Raw genomic sequence first — 19,422 nt, forward strand, 5'->3', positions numbered from 1 at the left:
TTATGAAGCATCACTGTAGCCGATTATCATACGAAAGCACCGGATATTTTTCGAAGATCGTGACCGATTATCTTGTTCAGGCTGATACTGTCAGACCTTTTTTTGTGCATACACCGGATATCCAAGGAATCAAAGAAGCTATTGCTGCCAGACAATCTTTTCAAACACCGAGAACGGTTTTGGTAAAAGCATTAGTGGAACAGTATGCTCAAACAGCTACCTCTGCATTGGTTCAGCAACAAATACAGTCTTTATTATCTGAGAAAACCTTCACCGTCGTTACTGCCCATCAGCCCAATATTTTTACCGGTCCTTTGTATTTCATTTATAAAATCTTACATGCTATACAATTGGCAGATGCGCTCAAGAATGAAATGCCTGATCTGCATTTTGTACCGGTTTATTATATGGGTAGTGAAGATGCAGATTTGGATGAACTCGGACAAATCAATATCGATGGACATCCGCTGACTTGGAAAACCAATCAAACGGGGGCGGTAGGGAGAATGAAGGCTGATAAAAAGCTCCTGGAACTATTGGCGGCTATTGAGGGACAAACCGGCGTACACCCTTATGGGAAAGCGTTAACAGATATCTTCAGAAACGCCTATGTTGAAGGTAGATCGATACAGGAAGCTACTCTTTATTTGGTCAATGAATTGTTCGGAAGGTTCGGGTTGGTGGTATTGATTCCTGATCAGGCAAAACTCAAACAGTGTTTTGCATCCGTGATTGAAAAGGAATTATTGGAAGGATTTTCACATACAATCGTTTCAAAGACCATCATTGAACTTGAAAAAAATTATAAGGTTCAGGCAGGGGGAAGAGAGATCAACTTATTTTATCTGATCGACAATCAACGCGAGCGAATTGAAAAAGAGAAAGACAGATTTGTTGTTCCTGCTTTAGGACTTCAATTCACGAAAGATCAAATACTGGAAGAATTACACACCCACCCCGAACGTTTTAGTCCCAATGTGATTTTGAGAGGTGCTTTCCAGGAAACCATTCTGCCCAATATTGCTTTTATTGGTGGCGGTGGAGAATTGGCTTATTGGTTGGAATTGAAAGATGTATTCGCTGCGATTCATGTTCCTTATCCGGTTTTAGTTTTGCGTAATTCATTTCTTATTCTTACAGCAGAGCAGGAAAAAAGAATGGAGCAATTAGCACTCAATACAACTCGTATTTTTCAAAAAGCAGACCTTTTATTAAATGCGTTGGTAAAAGAAAGAACATCCAAACAGTTGACGATCAAAAATGAATTGCATCGTTTGGAAGCGCTTTATCGACAAATAGAACAGGTAGCAGCTGATGTTGATCAAACATTATCGCCCCATGTACAAGCCCTACAGGTACAGGCTGTAAAAAAGATACAAGAGTTGGAGAAAAAGATGTTGCGTGCAGAGAAAAGGAAATTTGAAACAGAAGAGCGACAACTTAATCAGTTCAAACAACAACTTTTCCCAAATAACAGTTTACAAGAACGGATAGATAATCTCTCGGGTTGGTATTCGCGTTATGGTTCAGCATGGATTGATATGTTAAAAGCACAATCACTTGCCTTGGAAAGTGAGTTTTCTATTGTGGTAATAGCATAACAGATAGTCCGCTTTAGGTCTGCATCAAGTCCGTTCCATGTCCGTATCCAGTGCGTATTCCATTCGGTAGTTATTCAATATCCATTTGCCATCAATTCCCCAGCCACACAACCCTCCTATACAGATACGGAATTATCCCTATTATAGTAAGGTACTTGAATAAAGTAAAGGCAGTTTCTTACGAATATTTGCCAACAGCAAGTGAGTGGAGCTAAACTTACCCTTGATGATGGTCATTTAACAATGATACTTTGTATTTTATTTTTATATTAGAATTGGAAAATAATGATCATGCGAAAAAGCCTAATTGTTGTTCTTTTTGTTTGTATTAGTACAGTATTGATGTCCCAAAGTCAGGTTGCTTTGGTTAACTTCACTTTTTTACATCAGCCTAAGGCAGAAATTAGCATTTTAAAACCGGTGAATAATGCCATTTTCTTTGCGGCTAGAAAAAATCTCTTATTAGACGAGAAGGGTTCTATCAGTATATCTTGTTCTCCTACTGAGACAGGTTTTCTAAAAGTGATTTGTAAGGATCGCGTAATAGATCTATTTGTACAGTCTGGTGATAACATACAAGTAACCATTGACACGCCCAGTTCCGCAAGGCCCTTGATTACAGGTTCCAATAAAGAAGGTCAGATTTTATTGAATGAATCTTTTATTCCAAAATACTATCGGGATATTCTTCCTTTATTCAAAAATGATAGTACGATTGAGCTTTTGTCTAAACATGTAGAAGCCGAGAAACAAAAATATACCGAACAATTCGGTAAACTATATGATGCCAAATTGGTGGATAGTAGCTTCTTTAATTTCACTAAAAAAAATATCGACTATTTGTATGCAACTGTATTGGTGCAAAAAATGGCAGAACGATTTTATCCAATCACTTATTCGCCAACGAGTCAAGCGTATCGTTCTGAATTTCCGAAAGAGTATGCTACCTACTGGGATGCAGTATTGGATCACTTTCCTTTGAACGACTCTTCTGTTAAATTCCTGCCTGCATATCAGTGGTATGCAGAAAATATGATCAATGCAAACCTGTATCGAATACGTTGGTTCAAAGGTGATACTACTATTAAAGAGGAAAGTGCTTTTATCCGTAAAAAATTTGAAGACATTCAACAATATTTCAAGGGAGAAATCGGAGTGCTAACGCAGGCCAGAGAATTGTATTTCATGTACATTCAGGAAAAGTTTGAACAACCTTTGATTGATATCTACGAAAATTTTTCTAAACTACCTTCGGCAGCACCTTATCTTCCATTCTTGCAGCCTTATCATCAAAAAATAAAAAGCTTTCATGGGGTTGTTAGTCAAAAAAATAAAGGTATTTCCTTTGTAAAAAATGCTACACAAATCAACAGCTTCCAAACGCTGAAAGAGCTCTTTAAAGGGAAGAGACTCTATATTGACTTATGGGCTACCTGGTGTGGGCCTTGTAAGGATGAGTTTAAATATCAGGAGGAAGCCAAAAGAATATTGGCATCCCGAGCAGTGGAGACATTGTATATTTCTATGGATGTTGCTGAACGCGATGATCAGTGGAAAAAAATGGTTCAATATTTTCAATTGACCGGACACCATATTCGAACATCTGATGTACTGAGAAATGATCTGATGAAACTTTTCTGGGATGGGAAATCTTATACGATCCCTCGCTATTTATTAATCGATGATAAAGGAGTGATACGCGAACTGAATGCGGCACGTCCATCGGATGTCAAAGGATTGAAGGGGCAAATCGAAAAACTATGAAGAAGGTATTTAATCAAATTGATTCGGCCATGTATCCTTTAATCCATCAATTTTTTCTCCTACCTCATCTTTCATTTGTTTTTTATACGCAGCCAGTTTTTCTGCGGTTTTATTGTGATGGCTACCGATGATTTGAGCTGCCAATATACCTGCATTCTTGGCAGCATTCAATGCTACTGTAGCAACAGGCACCCCATTGGGCATTTGTAAGATCGACAAAACAGAATCCCAGCCATCAATCGAGTTGGAAGATTTGATGGGCACACCTATCACAGGTAATGTGGTGATGGCCGCAACCATGCCCGGTAAATGAGCAGCACCACCCGCACCTGCAATGATCACTTGTAACCCTCTTGTTCTGGCTGTTTCTGCATAAGTAACCATTCTTTCCGGCGTACGATGCGCAGAAACTACAGTTAACTCAAAAGGAATATCAAAATGAGTAAGCATATCAGCAGCAGCCTGCATGATCTTTAAATCACTGTCACTGCCCATGATAATACCAACAATAGGAGTAGATGCTGTCATGGTATAAAGATAATTAATTTATGGAGTTGGGGGTTGGCTAATTGCTTATGGCTAATCGATGGATTGAATATAGAAAGCAGATAAACTTCTTAACACAGGTTGGGCTTTCGATTCATGAATAATGATCTTGATTTCATTGGTTGCTACCTTTGGAAAAGTTGCAATTTTTTTTCTGCCAATCGTTGTTCCCTCAAATACTTTTACAAACTGATCTCCTTGTTTCGCTTCAATGGAAAAACGAATCACCCTTTGTCCGTAGGCAATCATTTCTTCCAATACTACCGCATTCAAAGTTTCCGGGTAGGGGAGCTTTAGTTGAATCACAACCTGATCATTCCTGTCTGATGTCCAATAAGTGTTATCATTTTCATCGATCAAATGTCTGAGCGCTGTCTCTCTCTGATTATTGGTGGAAACAGATGCTTTTTCGAAAAGGTTATGGCTAAATGCTTCGGCTCTTTTCTTAGCAAAGCCCATCAAAGCCGCAGAATCATTGGGATGAAACAACCCTCTTCTGTCGGGTGGAACATTCAGTAATAAGTTGCCCCCGTTGCCAACCGACTTCAGGTACAAATTGAATAGTTCATCCGGTGTTTTTACTCGATCATCTTCACTGGCATGATAAAACCAACCCGGACGAATAGATACATCTGCTTCAGCAGGTATCCAATGTTTGCCATTGAAATTACCTTGATTCAGTGTATCCACATGTGGTGCTCCCAATCCCCTTGCAAAACCAGCTGTATCCAATAGATTCCAATTGGTATTGCCAATGAATCCTTTTTCATTGCCACACCAGCGAATGCTTGGACCAATATCACTAAAAATAATCAGCGGTTGTTGAAAAGAGAAAGCTGCTTGTTCAAATCTTTTGAAATCATATACTTGCTTTTTGCCATTGGGTCCTTCGCCATTCGCACCATCCCACCACAATTCAAAAAAAGGTCCATAGTTGGTAAACAACTCTTTCATCGTTGCGATGTACACATCATTGTATTCCGGAGTCCCATATTTAGGATGGTTTCTGTCCCACGGCGATAAATACACACCCATTTCAATCCCTTCTTTTTTACAAGCTTCGGACAACGCTTTTAGCACATCACCTTTGCCATTTTTCCATTTGCTTTCTCTTACTGTATGAGTGCTCTGTTTGCTAGGCCACAATGAAAATCCATCATGATGTTTAGCTGTTAGGATGATGCCTTTGGCACCGGCTTGTTTGGCAATACGTGCCCACTGTCTGCAATCCAGTGCTGTTGGATTAAAAATATTGGGGTCTTCATTTCCTTCACCCCATTCTTTATCAGTAAATGTATTCGGACCAAAATGGATAAAGAGATAAAACTCTTTTTCATGCCAAGCCAATTGTTCTTTTGTTGGGATGGGATAGAAGGGTTGTACTTTTTGAGCAGCACATTGTAAAGAAATGATGGTTGTACAAAACAGGATGAATCTATTAATCTGTGGCTGCATCATTAAATCAGTTGACGCTTATACATCTGCACAGTATTCTCATATCCCAAATAGATGGCATCACATACCAATGCATGTCCAATACTCACTTCATCTAAATAGGGAATATGCTGTTTCAGGTATTTAAGGTTGGTCAGATCAAGGTCATGTCCGGCATTGATACCCAATCCTAATGTTTTTGCTTTTTCTGCAGCTGCAACATAGGGTGCAATAGCGGCCGCATGATTGCCGGATGCAAATGTTTTGGCATAACCTTCTGTATATAGTTCTATACGATCAGTGCCTGTTAAAGCGGCACCCTCCACCATATCAATCACCGGATCCACAAATATGGAAACGCGGATACCCGCTTTTTTAAAAACACTGATGATATCAATTAAATAGGATTGGTGCTTGATGGTATCCCAGCCATGATCACTGGTGAGTTGTCCTAATGCATCCGGAACCAATGTTACTTGATGTGGTTTTGTTTCCAATACCAAGTCAACAAATTTTTGTTCTGTTGGATTCCCTTCAATATTAAATTCAGTAGTGATGATTTTTCGAATGGCTCTTGTGTCATCATAGCGAATATGTCTTTCATCAGGACGAGGATGTACGGTCACGCCATCTGCCCCAAAACGTTCGGCATCCATGGCAGCCTTGATGACATCCGGATTATTCCCACCTCTGCTATTTCTCAGGGTGGCGAATTTATTGATGTTAACACTGAGTTTTGTCATGCTGCAAAGGTACTCAGAACTAAAGAAATTCTCCGCGATATCTCTTTTTCTCTTGTCCTGCGGTTAATGTAGAGTATTTTTACCGCAGAACAAGAGAAAAAGAGGAGCTATCCTAAGTAATGCATCACCACACTGGCAGTAGTAAGACCCACAATATGATACCCGCAATCGATGAGATAAAGAGCAAATGGCTTTTTCGTATACAAATACCCAATACTAATAGCCGGAGTACTGAATCCTATAGATAATAGGATACCCAGATGAAAAGCATCCATATAGTTATTCATAGGAACCATTTGTCTAAAAATAGTTAACCCAACACAAGAAACAGCCATGAAAATAAAGCTGATCCCCATAATAGCACCGGCTCCTTTTTTGGCATTCGGATCATTCATGTCAATATTGGATAAACGTACCCAGGCTTTTGAAAATAAAAAACTGTACCAAATGGCACCAATCAGAAAATAAGCGAGAGTGCTCAGAAAGAAAGATAGCCAATTGACATGGTCTGTAAAATGATGTAACATAGTTTGGTTGTTTAGGGTTTTGAATGGTATTAAGGTCGGAAATAAAACGCAGTTCTGCAACACACTTATGGGTAATGACTTATTTTGCAGGAGGAATACTTCTGCTCAACCATTTGCAGCCAACAATGTTTTAAAGCTATGTCTTACCCATCACTCGAATCCTGCCTAATTGATCTGGAAAAAAATGGTCAGTTAATACGCATTAAAGAAGAAGTAGATCCTTATTTGGAAATGGCGGCTATTCACTTGCGTGTATACGAGATGGGAGGTCCGGCACTACTATTTGAGAATGTAAAGGGAACCGAGTACAGAGCTGCTTCCAATATCTTCGGAACATTGGACAGAAGCAGGTTTATATTCCGAGAAACCCTAGCTCAAGTTCAAAAGTTGATTGAACTGAAGGGCGACCCCATCAAGGCGATTAAACAACCTTTGCAAAATATTCGTACTGGTATTGCAGCTCTCAAGGCATTGCCTTTAAAAAATCCACTTAATAAACCGGTATTGTATCGAGAAATAAAAATCAGTGATCTCCCTTTGATACATCATTGGCCGATGGATGGGGGTGCTTTTGTTACTTTACCCCAAGTATATACAGAAGATGTAGATCAGCCGGGTATTATGAAAGCCAATCTGGGTATGTATCGTATCCAATTGAATGGGAATGATTATGAAAAAGACAAAGAGATCGGGTTGCATTATCAGCTACACAGAGGCATTGGCGTTCACCAAACAAAAGCGAACAAAAAAGGACTTCCATTAAAAGTAAGTTGTTTCGTTGGCGGACCGCCTTCACATACAGTAGCAGCAGTCATGCCTTTGCCGGAAGGCATCAGTGAAATGACATTTGCAGGTGTATTAGGAGGTAGACGTTTTAGATACACATATGAGGATGGATTTTGTTTGAGTACCGATGCTGATTTTGTTATTACAGGTGAAGTGTATCCGGGTGACAACAAACCTGAAGGTCCTTTTGGTGATCATCTGGGGTATTATAGTTTACAACATCCTTTTCCATTGATGCGTGTACACAAAGTATATGCTAAGAAAAATGCGATCTGGCCTTTTACGGTCGTAGGAAGACCTCCACAAGAAGATACCAGTTTTGGACAATTGATCCACGAAATTACCGGAGATGCAATACCACAGGAAATACCCGGTGTGAAAGAAGTACACGCGGTGGATGCTGCAGGTGTACACCCTTTGTTATTGGCTATTGGAAGTGAAAGGTATACACCTTATCTGCCTACCAAACAACCTGCGGAATTACTAACCATTGCGAATCATATTCTTGGAACCGGACAATTGAGTCTCGCTAAGTTCTTATTCATTACAGCAGATGATACCCAACAATTATCGACGCATCATGTGAAAGCGTTTTTTGAATACGTTTTTGAGCGGATTGATTTAACCCGTGACATTCATTTTCATACCAATACCACCATTGATACATTGGATTATTCCGGAACAGGGTTGAATACAGGAAGTAAAGTCGTATTTGCAGCCTATGGGGAAGTATTGAGAACATTAGCTACCGAAATACCTTCTGTGTTGAATGATTTAAATGGATTCCGGAAGGCATCACTTGCAATGCCCGGTGTTATTTGCTTAGAAACAGATGCTTTTGTAAATGCGGAAAAAACAGCTTTACAGATCGAACAGTTGAATGCACAATTAGCGCATCATTTACCAGCGTTAAAAGGAATCGTACAAATAGTGCTTTGTGATGATGCTTCATTTACCGGAGAAAAACTGGGTAATTATTTATGGGTTACTTATACAAGAAGTAATCCATCGCATGATATATATGGTATCGCTTCGTTTACACGCAATAAGCACTGGGGTTGCGAAGGCCCAATGATTGTAGACGCTCGCGTCAAACCCCATCATGCGCCGCCTGTTACAAAAGATACTGCGACAGAAAAAAGAGTTGATCGATTATTCTCGAAAGGGGGGAGTCTTTATGGGATTAAAGGTCATCTCCAATAAAATCCACACCTACTTTTACCACTACCTTTTTAACTTGGGAAGGTGCTTGATGAAGAATACAAGGCATGTGCAGGTCTGATGGATAAAAAATGGTGAACATGCCTTCTGTGATCAGGGAAAAGAAATCAGGGGCTTCATCAAACAACATGAAATCATTATCTGGTTGATATTCGCGAGATGGGATTTGTGCTTTAAGAAGTGCATGTCCCATTTTTTCTTGTCCACTCACTACATATTGAACATCGATATATTTTTTGTGTGCTTCTAATTTTTCTGCGGAAGGATCTTTGGTGTCATATGATTGCACGATGGCAAATACTTGTTCTCCCGCTATTTCATATTGACCATTTTCCAGTTTCGAAAAATCAGTGGTTTGAATATAACGAAGTGCAACTTCTATTCCGGGATGGAGATGATAGTAAATGACAGCACGTGTGATATGATCGATTACCATGTTTCAAATATACTTTTTTCAATGAGAGCAGAACCTGCAATTAATTCACTTCAACCCATGTATGATCAGCCAATAAACGAACGGATGATACAAACTGTTTAAAAGGGCCCGAACCACCCCATTCCTGTGGTGCTACAAGAGAAAGAATATGTTGTCCGTCATTTTTTTCATAGAGATGATAGATATGTCCGATCTGTGGTTTGAAACTTAGTTTTGCTTCATAGATCATCATGCTCAGTTCTTTTCTTTTTCTGATCTCTTGTGCTTGTCTCGCCAATAACTCGATCTGCTGACGTATCTGATCCAATTGCATATTGGTTTGATCTTCCATAGCAGATAATGCTTTGTGTTTGATCACACCTTCTTTAGTAGGTCTGATGGCCACTCCGGCTACTGATGATGCATATGGAAGAACACTCAGCTGTTTATGATACATTTCAATATTTACAAAAGGCTTATTGTCTTTGTCATATCCCTGTTGTGTTAGCTTCAAATAACCATTGGGCATGATCTCATGTTTAACTTCCAGTATCACTTGCCCGTTCTTATAAAATTTGAATAAAAGGGTAGAAGAGTTCTCAATGCTGGCTTGTGCTTCATCAGCCAACTCCACATTTTCAAAAAGATGCGACTTGCCATCCGGAACAATTTTGTATTGGGTGTAGTAGGCTTCATTATCCATCGATACCCAATTGATACTAATACTTAATGCATGACCGTTATCGGCTGATTCTATTTTATAATTGCCACTTTTCGGAGGGATGCCTGATTGAAAATCACATTTCTCGGGAAAAAGCTGCCAACTTGCTAAAAAATTATATGCCTGTACCATACCTGTAAACTACATATGACGAACGCAAAGGTTCTGTTTTTACACGAAAAAGCCACAGATTCAACAAATAATCTGCGAATCTGTGGCTAAAATATATTGTACTGATTATTTTACTGTAAAATCAACCCTTAGGGTTCCCCAAGCAAGGGTAATAACACCGGCTTTTGAAATGGTATAAGTTAGTTTTTCTTCAGAAGCACCTGCTGCAGCTTGCTTTACATTCACTCTCAATGCATCATCTGATTCATTGTATTGTGTTCCCCATCCTTCCCATTTTTTGCTGAAGATCAATGTCCAATCATTGCCATTTTTAAGTGTGAAGAAACCATATTTACCGGCAGCCAATGGCTTGCCCTCAATGGTCACATCTTTACTGAATTCAATCCATGTTTTTTCATTGGCACCTGCACGCCATACTTTCCCGTCTTTGGGTTCGATGTCCTTTCCCAATTCTCGTCCTTTTAAAGAAGGTTGGCTGTAATCAATGGTGATTTTTGTTCCACCAACGGTTTCAGATACATGAGCGGGTGGACTCGGTCTTTTTGATTTATCCTGTGCACAAGCAGAGATGGATGTGTACAACAGACCGGTCAGGGCCATCATGGCAAATAATTTCTTCATGGTAATCGTGTTTATGTTTATAAACGAAAATTAGACGAAAAGGTTGACGTTTAAGTGTATTTTATGATGCTCGGAATGTTAAAAACCATGAGCTTCCATTTAATTGATGAGTGGTCTCTAATGCTAACCCCATCCAATCTGCGCTGATCATAAAAAATCATGATCATCCGCGTTCAATCATCATACATAATCAGTTGAATGCTATTCATTCTAATTCACCTGAACAAAATCCGGACGTTTCAATAACTGGCTATTGTATTTAAAGCGTAAACCGGTATTGAATGTCAGATTCCAGGGTGTCATCCGATCGGTAGTACGTGGATAATAAAATACCTTCAATTCCATGGTACCAAAAACAAGGTTTTCATTTCTGGTTCTGACACCTGTTCCGAATGAGGAGAAAATATCCCCTTTATCAAAACCTTCTCCGATACTTTTCAGATAGGTGATATTACTGAATACAAAAGGCGCAAAACTAAATCCATAATTCTTTTGTGTATTGTAAAAAACAGATTCGCAATTAGCAGTAATCCGGGTAGACGCCCTTGTCAATTCATTTCTGAATTCCGGAATACCAAAAATACTGGTCAATCTCAACGGCTCATTCAAAACTGTTTTTACTTGTTGGGTAATGCTACCACTTAAGAAGTGACGAGTGTGCCAATTTGATCCACTGATTTTACGCAGCCGGGTGAAATATTCAATGCTTGTTAATCCACTGATATCTTCAAATCTGTTTTGATTGAAATAAGTACCAAAGCGAATGATATAGTTCACATAGTTCTTACTATCCGAAAAATAATTTCTTTGATAATCAAACCCTACATAAGGTCTTTCTACCTGATTTCTTTTAACCCATCCCCCTAGAAAAGTCATGCTAAAACCTTCGGGAACATCTTCATTACGACCAAAACCGTATAAGAAATTGGTATGATAATAATCCTGTTGAAAAATGGTGAAAGCACCTAAGACTGCTTCGAGATTCGAATAATAATAATTGTATGTGGTTTTGAATTGTTCCGGTATATCATTGAACAAACGTTGCACACCACGTACTCCAATAAACCTTTTTAATCTCGATGTAAAATTCTTTTTGAGTTGTTTTTTAGCACCCACATTATATGCCAGCCAGCCATCCAAAGTTTGATAGGTATATTTAAAGTCTACCTTGTACAATGAATCGGTGAGATAGCCATTTTCTGTATGACGTTCAGATAACTCAAATCCTCCGGTCCAAGAGTGATAAGGGCTAACCAAGGGTAATTCACCACGTAAATACAAGGCTTTCTCTTCTCTTCTACCACTATTGAATGCTGGTGCATGTGTTTGGTACCCAAACATCAGGTTTACAAAACTACCACCTATATTTCGCTTGATGTATTCAAAGCCGGAGCCAAAATCCGGTCTTCTGTCCATATCATATAACCCACGAAATTGAATTCTATCACCTGAGCCGAATAAGTTATCGTTATTCACTTCTAGGCTCATGGTTTTGAGTGAACCTATTTCAGCACTGCCACCTATTGGGAATAGATCTTTCCAACGAATGGTAATGTCTACCGCGTTTTCATCATTTTCAACATCAGAGGCTACGATTTTGGCATCCTGAAGAAAAGACAGTTCGCGCAGGAATCGTTCATTGTCGGCAATAAGATATGGGTACAATGTATCCCCGGTTACAAAAAAAAGATTACGTAGAATGGTCTTGTTGGTAGTCCCGGTATACAATGCATCGCTGATATCATTGATGAGCCGGCGTTGTACTTTTATTGTATCATTGACAGAGTTATCAAATGATAATTTTTCAACCCTAATTTGACGGATGATTTTTCCACGAAAAGGGTTAAAAACTTCTTCGTTTTTAATGGCGCCTTTATTTTCAGTGATAATATCTTCTCTACCACTTACAGATACGGCTCTACCCAGTTTACCCAATAGCCCCTTTTTATTGGCCAGAAAAAAAACAGTGTCTTCTTTCAGTTTAGATTCTTGTGCCATGCATGGGATGATACTTATACATGCCGAGATAAAAAATAAGCATCGATATATAGAAGCATGGCAATTCATTCCAAAATCCGCGGTTACAGTTGAGTAATAATCCGAACGGAAGTTAAGGAATAGGGCTAAGTATCAGACAAAATGTTCACAAGGATGATTGTTAAAAGAAAACCCGGCTTACGGGCCGGGTGGATATATAGACTGAGAAAATTGCGTCTTATTTGCTCTCTTTTGAGAAAATGCTTACACTACCTGCTTCAGAAATTTCAAGTACCAACTTTTGATTTACTTTTTCCATAGAGATAAAGTAGCTGGTTTCTCCTGCAGCATTGGTGAATTCAATACAATCTTCTAACTGAAATTCAGGATAAGTGTATTTAGTAGTGATGGTTTGTAAAGCAGACTTAGGTAATTTATCGAAAGCGAAAGTTTTGGTAGCACCAATTAACTCTCCATCATGAGTATAAAATACCTCTTTCTTAATACCATTTTCCAGAAAGCTCACTTTCTCGAATTTTGCATCAGCACTCCAGCTTACTTCTTTCACACCTGTGAAAGTAGAACTGAAATGACTGGCGCCATTGTATTTTGTTTTTTTGTTGGTATCAGCAAAAGCGCTGGTTCCAAGTGCGATGACTGCTAAGGTCAGGATGAATAACTTTTTCATGTTGTTGCTTTATTAATGTTGTTATCAATAGTTTGTCGTTTTCTTTTGTTTGATTGACAAGTCAAAAGTAGAACGTGTTGATATATAGACGAAGCGGATTGTGATTAGTTACAAGCGTTGCAGCAACCTTATTATGAGTGGTGTTAATGCCAATGTTAAGCAATGTTAACATTGCCCTGAAATGCAGAACAGTAAACTGTTGTAGCCGATTTCTTAATGAAATATTAAAGGGCTGTTTCCTGTGACGAGTTACAGGAGCGGGGGAGGGTAGTTGGGATGAACGGCAGTAGGGTCGGCAAAAAAAGCTGCGAGCCACGAGCTGCTAGCTACTAGCAAAGCGTTTAGAATAAAACACAAAAACAATATTATACTTCGTAAGCATTAATATAGTTAAATTGACGCAATCAACTAGAGGCTAGAAGCTAGAAGCTCGCAGCTCATGGCTCACAGCTATCTCCCCACTCTCTTCTTCAACTCCTCCACCGAAATATTAATCTGCCTTCCTACCTGTTTACCATTTTTGTAGCAAACGAATTTTACCGTGGCAACATCTTTGGGTAGGGTGTAAGGGGTTTCATATTTACGATAGGTGTCATCCGGATTACTTTCATCGATAGAAAAATGAATATTCATATCGGGTATTTCTTTGTCAACAACCAGTATCAGGTTCTTTTGAGCATCATAGCGTGCAGAAACAATCGGATCATACATGGCAGTGCTGTACCTGATTTTGGCATGATTCATACGGTCAAACTGATGTTCAACACGATTGACAAAATCACCCCAGTTTTTACGCTCTTTTGGCGACCATACCGATTCTGCAATGGCTAGTGCACGTGGCCATAACATATATTGCACGGTTCTGAAATTCTGGATTTGTTCAGTCCAGAGATTCGCTTGTCCACCCAAGATAAACTTGGGATCAATACTATCCGGCAAAGGATCAAATTGATAGGCTTTCTGTAATCTTAACCCGGCGTATACCGGAGGTTCTACCGTTTTCTCGCCTTGATAATAGTCTAAGTATGCAAAGTCTGTTGGTGACATCACTACGGTATGGTTGGCTTTTGCAGCAGCAATACCCCCTTTCATACCTCTCCAACTCATTACGGAAGCGCCTTCAGCCAAACCCCCTTCCAGAATTTCATCCCATCCCATCATCTTCTTGCCTTTTGAGCGAATGATCTTTTCTACTCTTTTCACAAAATAACTCTGAACAGCGTCCATGTCTTTCAGGTTCTCTTTTTTCATAAGCTCCTTGATCTCCTCACTTTTCTCCCAGAAATTCTTCGCCGTTTCATCACCACCCATGTGTATGTACTCAAATGGGAAGAGTTGTGCTACTTCCGTAAATACCTTATCAAGCACTTGGTATACTTTTTCATTGGCTGGGGAGAGGTTATTGTCTTTTAAAGCATAGAAATGTGCACCTGCCGGCCATTCCATGAATTTTTCTCCGGCGTTCACCCAATACTTGGTTCCGGGAGTGGCAGATAAATCTGGGAAAGCAGCAAGCATTGCCATACTATGACCTGGAATATCTATTTCAGGTAAGATGTTTACAAAACGCTCTTTGGCATATTGCACCAACTCTTTGATGTCTTCATGCGTGTAAAACCCACCATATTCTTTAGGTTCGTTTGGTGAGGGATCAGGAGTATTGGCCCATTTACCTTCACGCTTGGGTCTCCAGGCGCCTACATCAGTTAATTGTGGTAATGATTTGATCTGAATTCTCCATCCCTGATCATCGGTTAAGTGCAAGTGCAATAAATTGAATTTATAACGCACCATTTCATCAATGAACTGTTTTACTTCTTGTTTAGTGAAGAAGTGACGACTCACATCAAACATTAGTCCACGCCAGCCAAAACGAGGGGTATCGGTAATGGTAACAACCGGGATTTTCCAGTCTCGGATCTGTTTTATGCGAATGGCATTATTCGCTTCTGATCTTTTAGGTAACAATTGAAAAAATGATTGCATGCCATAAAATAATCCCGCAGGTTTATTGGCAAGTATCATTACGTTGGTTGCTGTTACAATCAGACGATATCCCTCTGATCCCAATGCCGAGTCCTCATTTTTTGATAACTGAAATGCAATATCTGCACCATTTTGCACAATGGTTGCTCTGGTATCTGTTGCTTTTAAGAGTCTGTCTTTGAATTGATCAATGATATGCTGTACTCCTTCGCCATCAACGCTAATAGTGATTTGAGGTTTTAATGATAAGTGCCCATTACCTACAATTACGGAAGATGGATTGGGAATAATATGTATGGGTTCAGTATCCTGAGCAGTCAACAACAAAACAGATACTGACAATACAACAAAGACAAAAAGTTTTTTCATGAAGGCAGGTTTGAATCTGAAAAATAAGAAATAATCTGAATTATAGCTTCTGTGTTATTCTGTGTTCTCAGTGGCATTTAATTGCCACTGAGAACAGGACTCCTTCGGAGAATGCAAAGAGATGCGCAGAAAAAAAACAACCCGACAATTGCTTGTCGGGTTGCTGATATAAAATAGCACTCAAAAAATTAATAACGATAATGTTCAGCTTTGAACGGACCTACTTTAGAGATGCCGAGGTATTCAGCTTGCTCGTCAGTTAATTCATCCAGTTCAGCACCTACTTTAGCAAGGTGTAAACGAGCTACTTTTTCATCTAAGTGCTTAGGTAACACATACACTTTGTTCTCATAGTTCTTATGGTTATTCCACAATTCAATTTGAGCCAGTGTTTGGTTAGAGAAAGAGTTACTCATGACGAAAGAAGGGTGTCCGGTTGCACAACCAAGGTTCACCAAACGACCTTCAGCCAGAATGATTACATCTTTGCCATCAATATTATACAAATCAACCTGTGGCTTGATGGTATCTTTTGTATGACCGTAGTTGTTGTTCAACCAAGCGATATCAATTTCAATATCAAAGTGACCGATGTTACAAACGATCGCTTTGTCTTTCATCAAACGGAAATGCTTTTCAGTCAAGAGGTCGCGACAACCTGAAGCAGTTACAACGATATCCGCTTCTTTCACTGCATCAATCATTTTCTTTACTTCAAAGCCATCCATTGCAGCTTGTAAAGCACAGATCGGATCGATCTCTGTAACAATCACGCGACAACCAGCACCACGCAGCGACAATGCAGAACCTTTACCCACATCACCATAACCACCTACAACTGCCACTTTACCTGCCATCATCACATCAGTAGCACGACGAATCGCATCTACCAATGATTCTTGACAACCGTATTTGTTATCGAATTTAGATTTGGTAACAGAATCGTTTACGTTGATCGCAGGAATCGGTAAAGTACCTTTTGCCATACGCTCATACAAACGGTGAACACCGGTAGTAGTTTCTTCAGATAAACCTTTGATGTGCTGAATCAACTCAGGATATTTATCAAAAACGATATTGGTCAAATCACCACCATCATCCAAGATCATATTCAATGGACGATCAGCACCGCCAAAGAATAAAGTTTGCTCAATACACCAATCAGCTTCTTCCAAAGTCTGACCTTTCCATGCAAATACACCAATACCTGCAGCAGCTATAGCAGCAGCAGCCTGATCCTGTGTAGAGAAGATATTACAAGAACTCCATTTCACTTCAGCACCCAACGCCACCAATGTTTCAATCAAAACAGCAGTTTGGATGGTCATGTGCAGACATCCTGCGATACGAGCACCTTTCAAGGGCTGTGAAGCACCGTACTCAGCACGCAATGCCATCAAACCGGGCATTTCAGCCTCAGCCAGGCGAATTTCTTTACGGCCCCAGTCTGCCAGACTGATATCGGCCACTTTATACTTCAGGTTGAAGTCGATAGAAGATGTTAATGTAGACATATAGTGTTTTTATGAAGTGCAAATCTATATTTATAGCTGAATATTCTATATTATTAAATAAAATCAGGATAAAATAGATAAAAATGTAACTTTGAAAGAATAAAACATATAAATTATATGGCTAAACCTCGTCAAACAGCCGAATCCACTATGAGTCCATTGGTATTGGACGATAAGGATCTTGCCATACTCCGCATTCTCCAGCAAAATGCCCGGGCTACGGTAAAGGAAATATCTGATAAAGTATTATTGAGTACAACGCCTGTTCATGAGCGAATCAAGAGAATGGAAGAGCAGGGGGTGATCAGACAGTACGCTACTTTATTGGATCATTCCAAAGTCAAAAAAGGACTGATGGTGATCTGCTACGTTTCACTCAAACAACACAACCGCAATGCAGGAGAACGCTTTATCAAAAGTATTTTAGAAATGCATGAAGTGATCGAGTGCTATAATATTTCAGGTGAATTTGATTTCATGTTGAAAGTAGTAGCCGAGAATATGGATGACTACTACAATTTCCACGTGAATAAATTAAGTCAGGCAGAGAACTTAGGTCATGTGCAAAGTGTGTTTGTGATGGGAGTGATTAAACAAACGCATGTGTTGGTGTATTGAGCTGTGAGCTTCGAGCCACAAGCTGCAAATGGCGAATGGGTCATTGCAAATGGTAGTACAGTTTTATTACCCAATACTCCCAACCAGATCACCTGACTACCCAATTAACTAGTACCCATCTCGCCTCAGGCGAGACCAACTCTTTCGTTAAATTGGAGGTAGCCCCAGTTCTTTTAGAAACTGGTTATGCGTATTTCTAGCCTCTTCAATTTTCTGATCAAGATCCTTCAGCTTTTTATTAACCTCATGCAAGTCAATAACTTCCTCGTCAACAGAAGTGCTTACATAGCGGGAAATATTCAGGTTGAATTCGTTCTTTTCTATTTCATCCATTGAAACTCGACGGGAGTAGCGGGTTTCTTCTTTTCGGTCTTTGTAGGTGTCAACAATTTTATCAATATGCTCGGGCAGTAAACTATTTTGTCGTTTGCCCTTTTCATAATGGTCTACCGCATTAATGAATAAAACATCATCAAACTTTTTACATTTCTTCAATACCAGGATACAGACAGGAATACCGGTTGAGAAAAATAAATTGGCAGGTAATCCAATCACCGTGTCAATGTTTCCGTCTTTCAATAATTTGGTTCTGATACGTTCTTCGGCACCACCTCTGAATAAAACACCATGTGGTAAAATAATGGCCATGGCACCTTCTTTGCTGAGGAAATGAAAACCGTGTAAGAGAAAAGCAAAATCTGCAGCCGATTTTGGTGCCAGCCCATAACTCTTGAAACGAAAATCCTGCGCCATGGCTTCAGAAGGTTCCCAACGATAGCTAAAAGGAGGGTTGGCTACGATGGCATCAAATTCTAGCTTTTTAGCCGGATTCATTTCATTCAACAACTCCCAGTCATTCACTAAAGTATCTCCATGGTGAATATCAAACTCGGTATCCCTTACGCCATGCAGCAGCATATTCATGCGAGCGAGGTTGTAAGTGGTAATATTTTTTTCCTGACCAAAGATTTTACCGATGGTTCCACCGGCATCGGTTATTTTCTTGCGAACATTGAGCAATAGGGAACCGGAGCCACAAGTAAAGTCGAGCACTTTATCTATTTTTTTCTTTTTCCCTTTGCTTGGGTCCTGACTGTCGAGCGTAACAATCGCCGATAAAATGCCGGAAATTTGTTGAGGCGTATAAAACTCTCCGGCTTTTTTTCCTGAACCAGCCGCAAACTGTCCTATTAAGTATTCATAGGCATCACCTAAAATATCGGATGAAGTAGAGAATTGAGCGATGCCTTCGGCTATTTTCTGAATAATGATACAGAGTTTTTTATTGCGCTCAGGATAGTTTCTACCCAGCTTTTCTGAGTCGAGATTGATTTCAGAAAACAACCCTTGAAAAGCCCTGTCGAAGGACTGGGTTTCTATGTATTTAAAACCATCTTGTAAGGTTTTAAGTAATTCATCATTTTGCTCTCTAGCCAGTTCTGCTATGCTGTTCCAGGAAAATCTAGGTTCAATGACATAATGTATTTTTCTGCGCATTTGCATTTCAAACTCGGGTACATCATGTTGATTTTGCTCGTACCAGACTGCTAATGCCGTTTTTTTATTGGCTTTATCCGGTTCAGGATAATCTTTACCCAATTCTTTTTTGGCTGCTATTTCGTAGTTATCAGATAAATAACGAAGGAACAGAAAGGATAACATGTAATCGCGAAAATCATCGGCATTCATGGCACCGCGTAAATCGTCGGCTATGGTCCAAAGTGTTTTACCTAATTGAGTTTGATCTTGCGCTGTCATA

Annotated in this window: 16 protein-coding genes; 4 read left to right on the top strand and 12 right to left on the bottom strand. The window is 39.5% G+C overall.

Going from position 1 to position 19,422, the window contains the following annotated elements; all coding sequences use genetic code 11:
* Positions 1-2: 2 nt before the first annotated feature.
* On the top strand, positions 3-1,601 hold the full coding sequence (bshC, locus tag ACTIEV_RS04165; RefSeq protein ID WP_439516170.1) for a bacillithiol biosynthesis cysteine-adding enzyme BshC: 1,599 nt from the start codon (positions 3-5) through the stop codon (positions 1,599-1,601).
* A gap of 291 nt (positions 1,602-1,892) precedes the next feature.
* Positions 1,893-3,365 carry a TlpA family protein disulfide reductase gene (locus tag ACTIEV_RS04170; protein ID WP_322195436.1) on the top strand — a complete coding sequence of 491 codons (1,473 nt, stop codon included), beginning with the start codon at positions 1,893-1,895 and terminating at the stop codon, positions 3,363-3,365.
* Positions 3,366-3,374: 9 nt separating this feature from the next.
* Here the strand turns inward: ACTIEV_RS04170 and purE are convergent, their stop codons facing one another.
* The 4 genes from purE to ACTIEV_RS04190 form a co-directional block, all read right to left on the bottom strand.
* Positions 3,375-3,893: a 5-(carboxyamino)imidazole ribonucleotide mutase gene (gene purE / locus ACTIEV_RS04175; protein WP_322195435.1), complete on the bottom strand. Its 519-nt coding sequence runs from the start codon at positions 3,891-3,893 to the stop codon at positions 3,375-3,377.
* A gap of 51 nt (positions 3,894-3,944) precedes the next feature.
* Complete coding sequence (locus tag ACTIEV_RS04180; protein ID WP_439516171.1) at positions 3,945-5,366, bottom strand: alpha-L-fucosidase; 1,422 nt, start codon at positions 5,364-5,366, stop codon at positions 3,945-3,947.
* Positions 5,367-5,368: 2 nt separating this feature from the next.
* Entirely contained in the window at positions 5,369-6,088 is a 720-nt protein-coding gene (locus tag ACTIEV_RS04185) for a pyridoxine 5'-phosphate synthase (protein ID WP_439516172.1), read from the bottom strand.
* A 107-nt stretch (positions 6,089-6,195) separates the two neighbouring features.
* On the bottom strand, positions 6,196-6,615 hold the full coding sequence (locus tag ACTIEV_RS04190) for a DUF1761 domain-containing protein (RefSeq protein ID WP_322195432.1): 420 nt from the start codon (positions 6,613-6,615) through the stop codon (positions 6,196-6,198).
* 138 nt (positions 6,616-6,753) lie between these two features.
* On the opposite strand from ACTIEV_RS04190, the gene ACTIEV_RS04195 reads away from it, so the two are divergent.
* Complete coding sequence (locus ACTIEV_RS04195) at positions 6,754-8,604, top strand: UbiD family decarboxylase (RefSeq protein WP_439516173.1); 1,851 nt, start codon at positions 6,754-6,756, stop codon at positions 8,602-8,604.
* On the opposite strand, the gene ACTIEV_RS04200 is transcribed toward ACTIEV_RS04195, so the two are convergent.
* From ACTIEV_RS04200 to ahcY, 7 genes are all read right to left on the bottom strand, one after another.
* On the bottom strand, positions 8,585-9,058 hold the full coding sequence (locus ACTIEV_RS04200; RefSeq protein WP_439516174.1) for a YhcH/YjgK/YiaL family protein: 474 nt from the start codon (positions 9,056-9,058) through the stop codon (positions 8,585-8,587). The two genes, ACTIEV_RS04195 and ACTIEV_RS04200, sit on opposite strands and share 20 nt — an antisense overlap.
* Before the next feature lie 40 nt (positions 9,059-9,098).
* Positions 9,099-9,890: a DUF2452 domain-containing protein gene (locus ACTIEV_RS04205; protein ID WP_322195429.1), complete on the bottom strand. Its 792-nt coding sequence runs from the start codon at positions 9,888-9,890 to the stop codon at positions 9,099-9,101.
* 105 nt (positions 9,891-9,995) lie between these two features.
* Positions 9,996-10,511 (bottom strand): DUF2911 domain-containing protein, encoded by a 516-nt coding sequence (locus ACTIEV_RS04210; RefSeq protein ID WP_322195428.1) that lies wholly within the window; start codon positions 10,509-10,511, stop codon positions 9,996-9,998.
* 210 nt (positions 10,512-10,721) lie between these two features.
* Positions 10,722-12,509: a hypothetical protein gene (locus ACTIEV_RS04215; protein WP_322195427.1), complete on the bottom strand. Its 1,788-nt coding sequence runs from the start codon at positions 12,507-12,509 to the stop codon at positions 10,722-10,724.
* 217 nt (positions 12,510-12,726) lie between these two features.
* Positions 12,727-13,176, bottom strand: coding sequence for a hypothetical protein (locus tag ACTIEV_RS04220; protein ID WP_250685346.1), 450 nt, complete (start codon positions 13,174-13,176; stop codon positions 12,727-12,729).
* Between the two features lie 450 nt (positions 13,177-13,626).
* Complete coding sequence (locus tag ACTIEV_RS04225; protein WP_322195426.1) at positions 13,627-15,531, bottom strand: beta-N-acetylhexosaminidase; 1,905 nt, start codon at positions 15,529-15,531, stop codon at positions 13,627-13,629.
* A 188-nt stretch (positions 15,532-15,719) separates the two neighbouring features.
* On the bottom strand, positions 15,720-17,045 hold the full coding sequence (gene ahcY, locus ACTIEV_RS04230) for an adenosylhomocysteinase (RefSeq protein ID WP_322195425.1): 1,326 nt from the start codon (positions 17,043-17,045) through the stop codon (positions 15,720-15,722).
* Positions 17,046-17,162: 117 nt separating this feature from the next.
* On the opposite strand from ahcY, the gene ACTIEV_RS04235 reads away from it, so the two are divergent.
* Complete coding sequence (locus tag ACTIEV_RS04235) at positions 17,163-17,663, top strand: Lrp/AsnC family transcriptional regulator (protein ID WP_322195424.1); 501 nt, start codon at positions 17,163-17,165, stop codon at positions 17,661-17,663.
* A gap of 147 nt (positions 17,664-17,810) precedes the next feature.
* On the opposite strand, the gene ACTIEV_RS04240 is transcribed toward ACTIEV_RS04235, so the two are convergent.
* Positions 17,811-19,421, bottom strand: coding sequence for a type I restriction-modification system subunit M (locus ACTIEV_RS04240; RefSeq protein WP_322195423.1), 1,611 nt, complete (start codon positions 19,419-19,421; stop codon positions 17,811-17,813).
* Between the last annotated feature and the right edge of the window lies 1 nt (position 19,422).

Origin of the sequence: Sediminibacterium sp., assembly GCF_051861365.1 — a bacterium.
Taxonomy (GTDB): domain Bacteria; phylum Bacteroidota; class Bacteroidia; order Chitinophagales; family Chitinophagaceae; genus Sediminibacterium.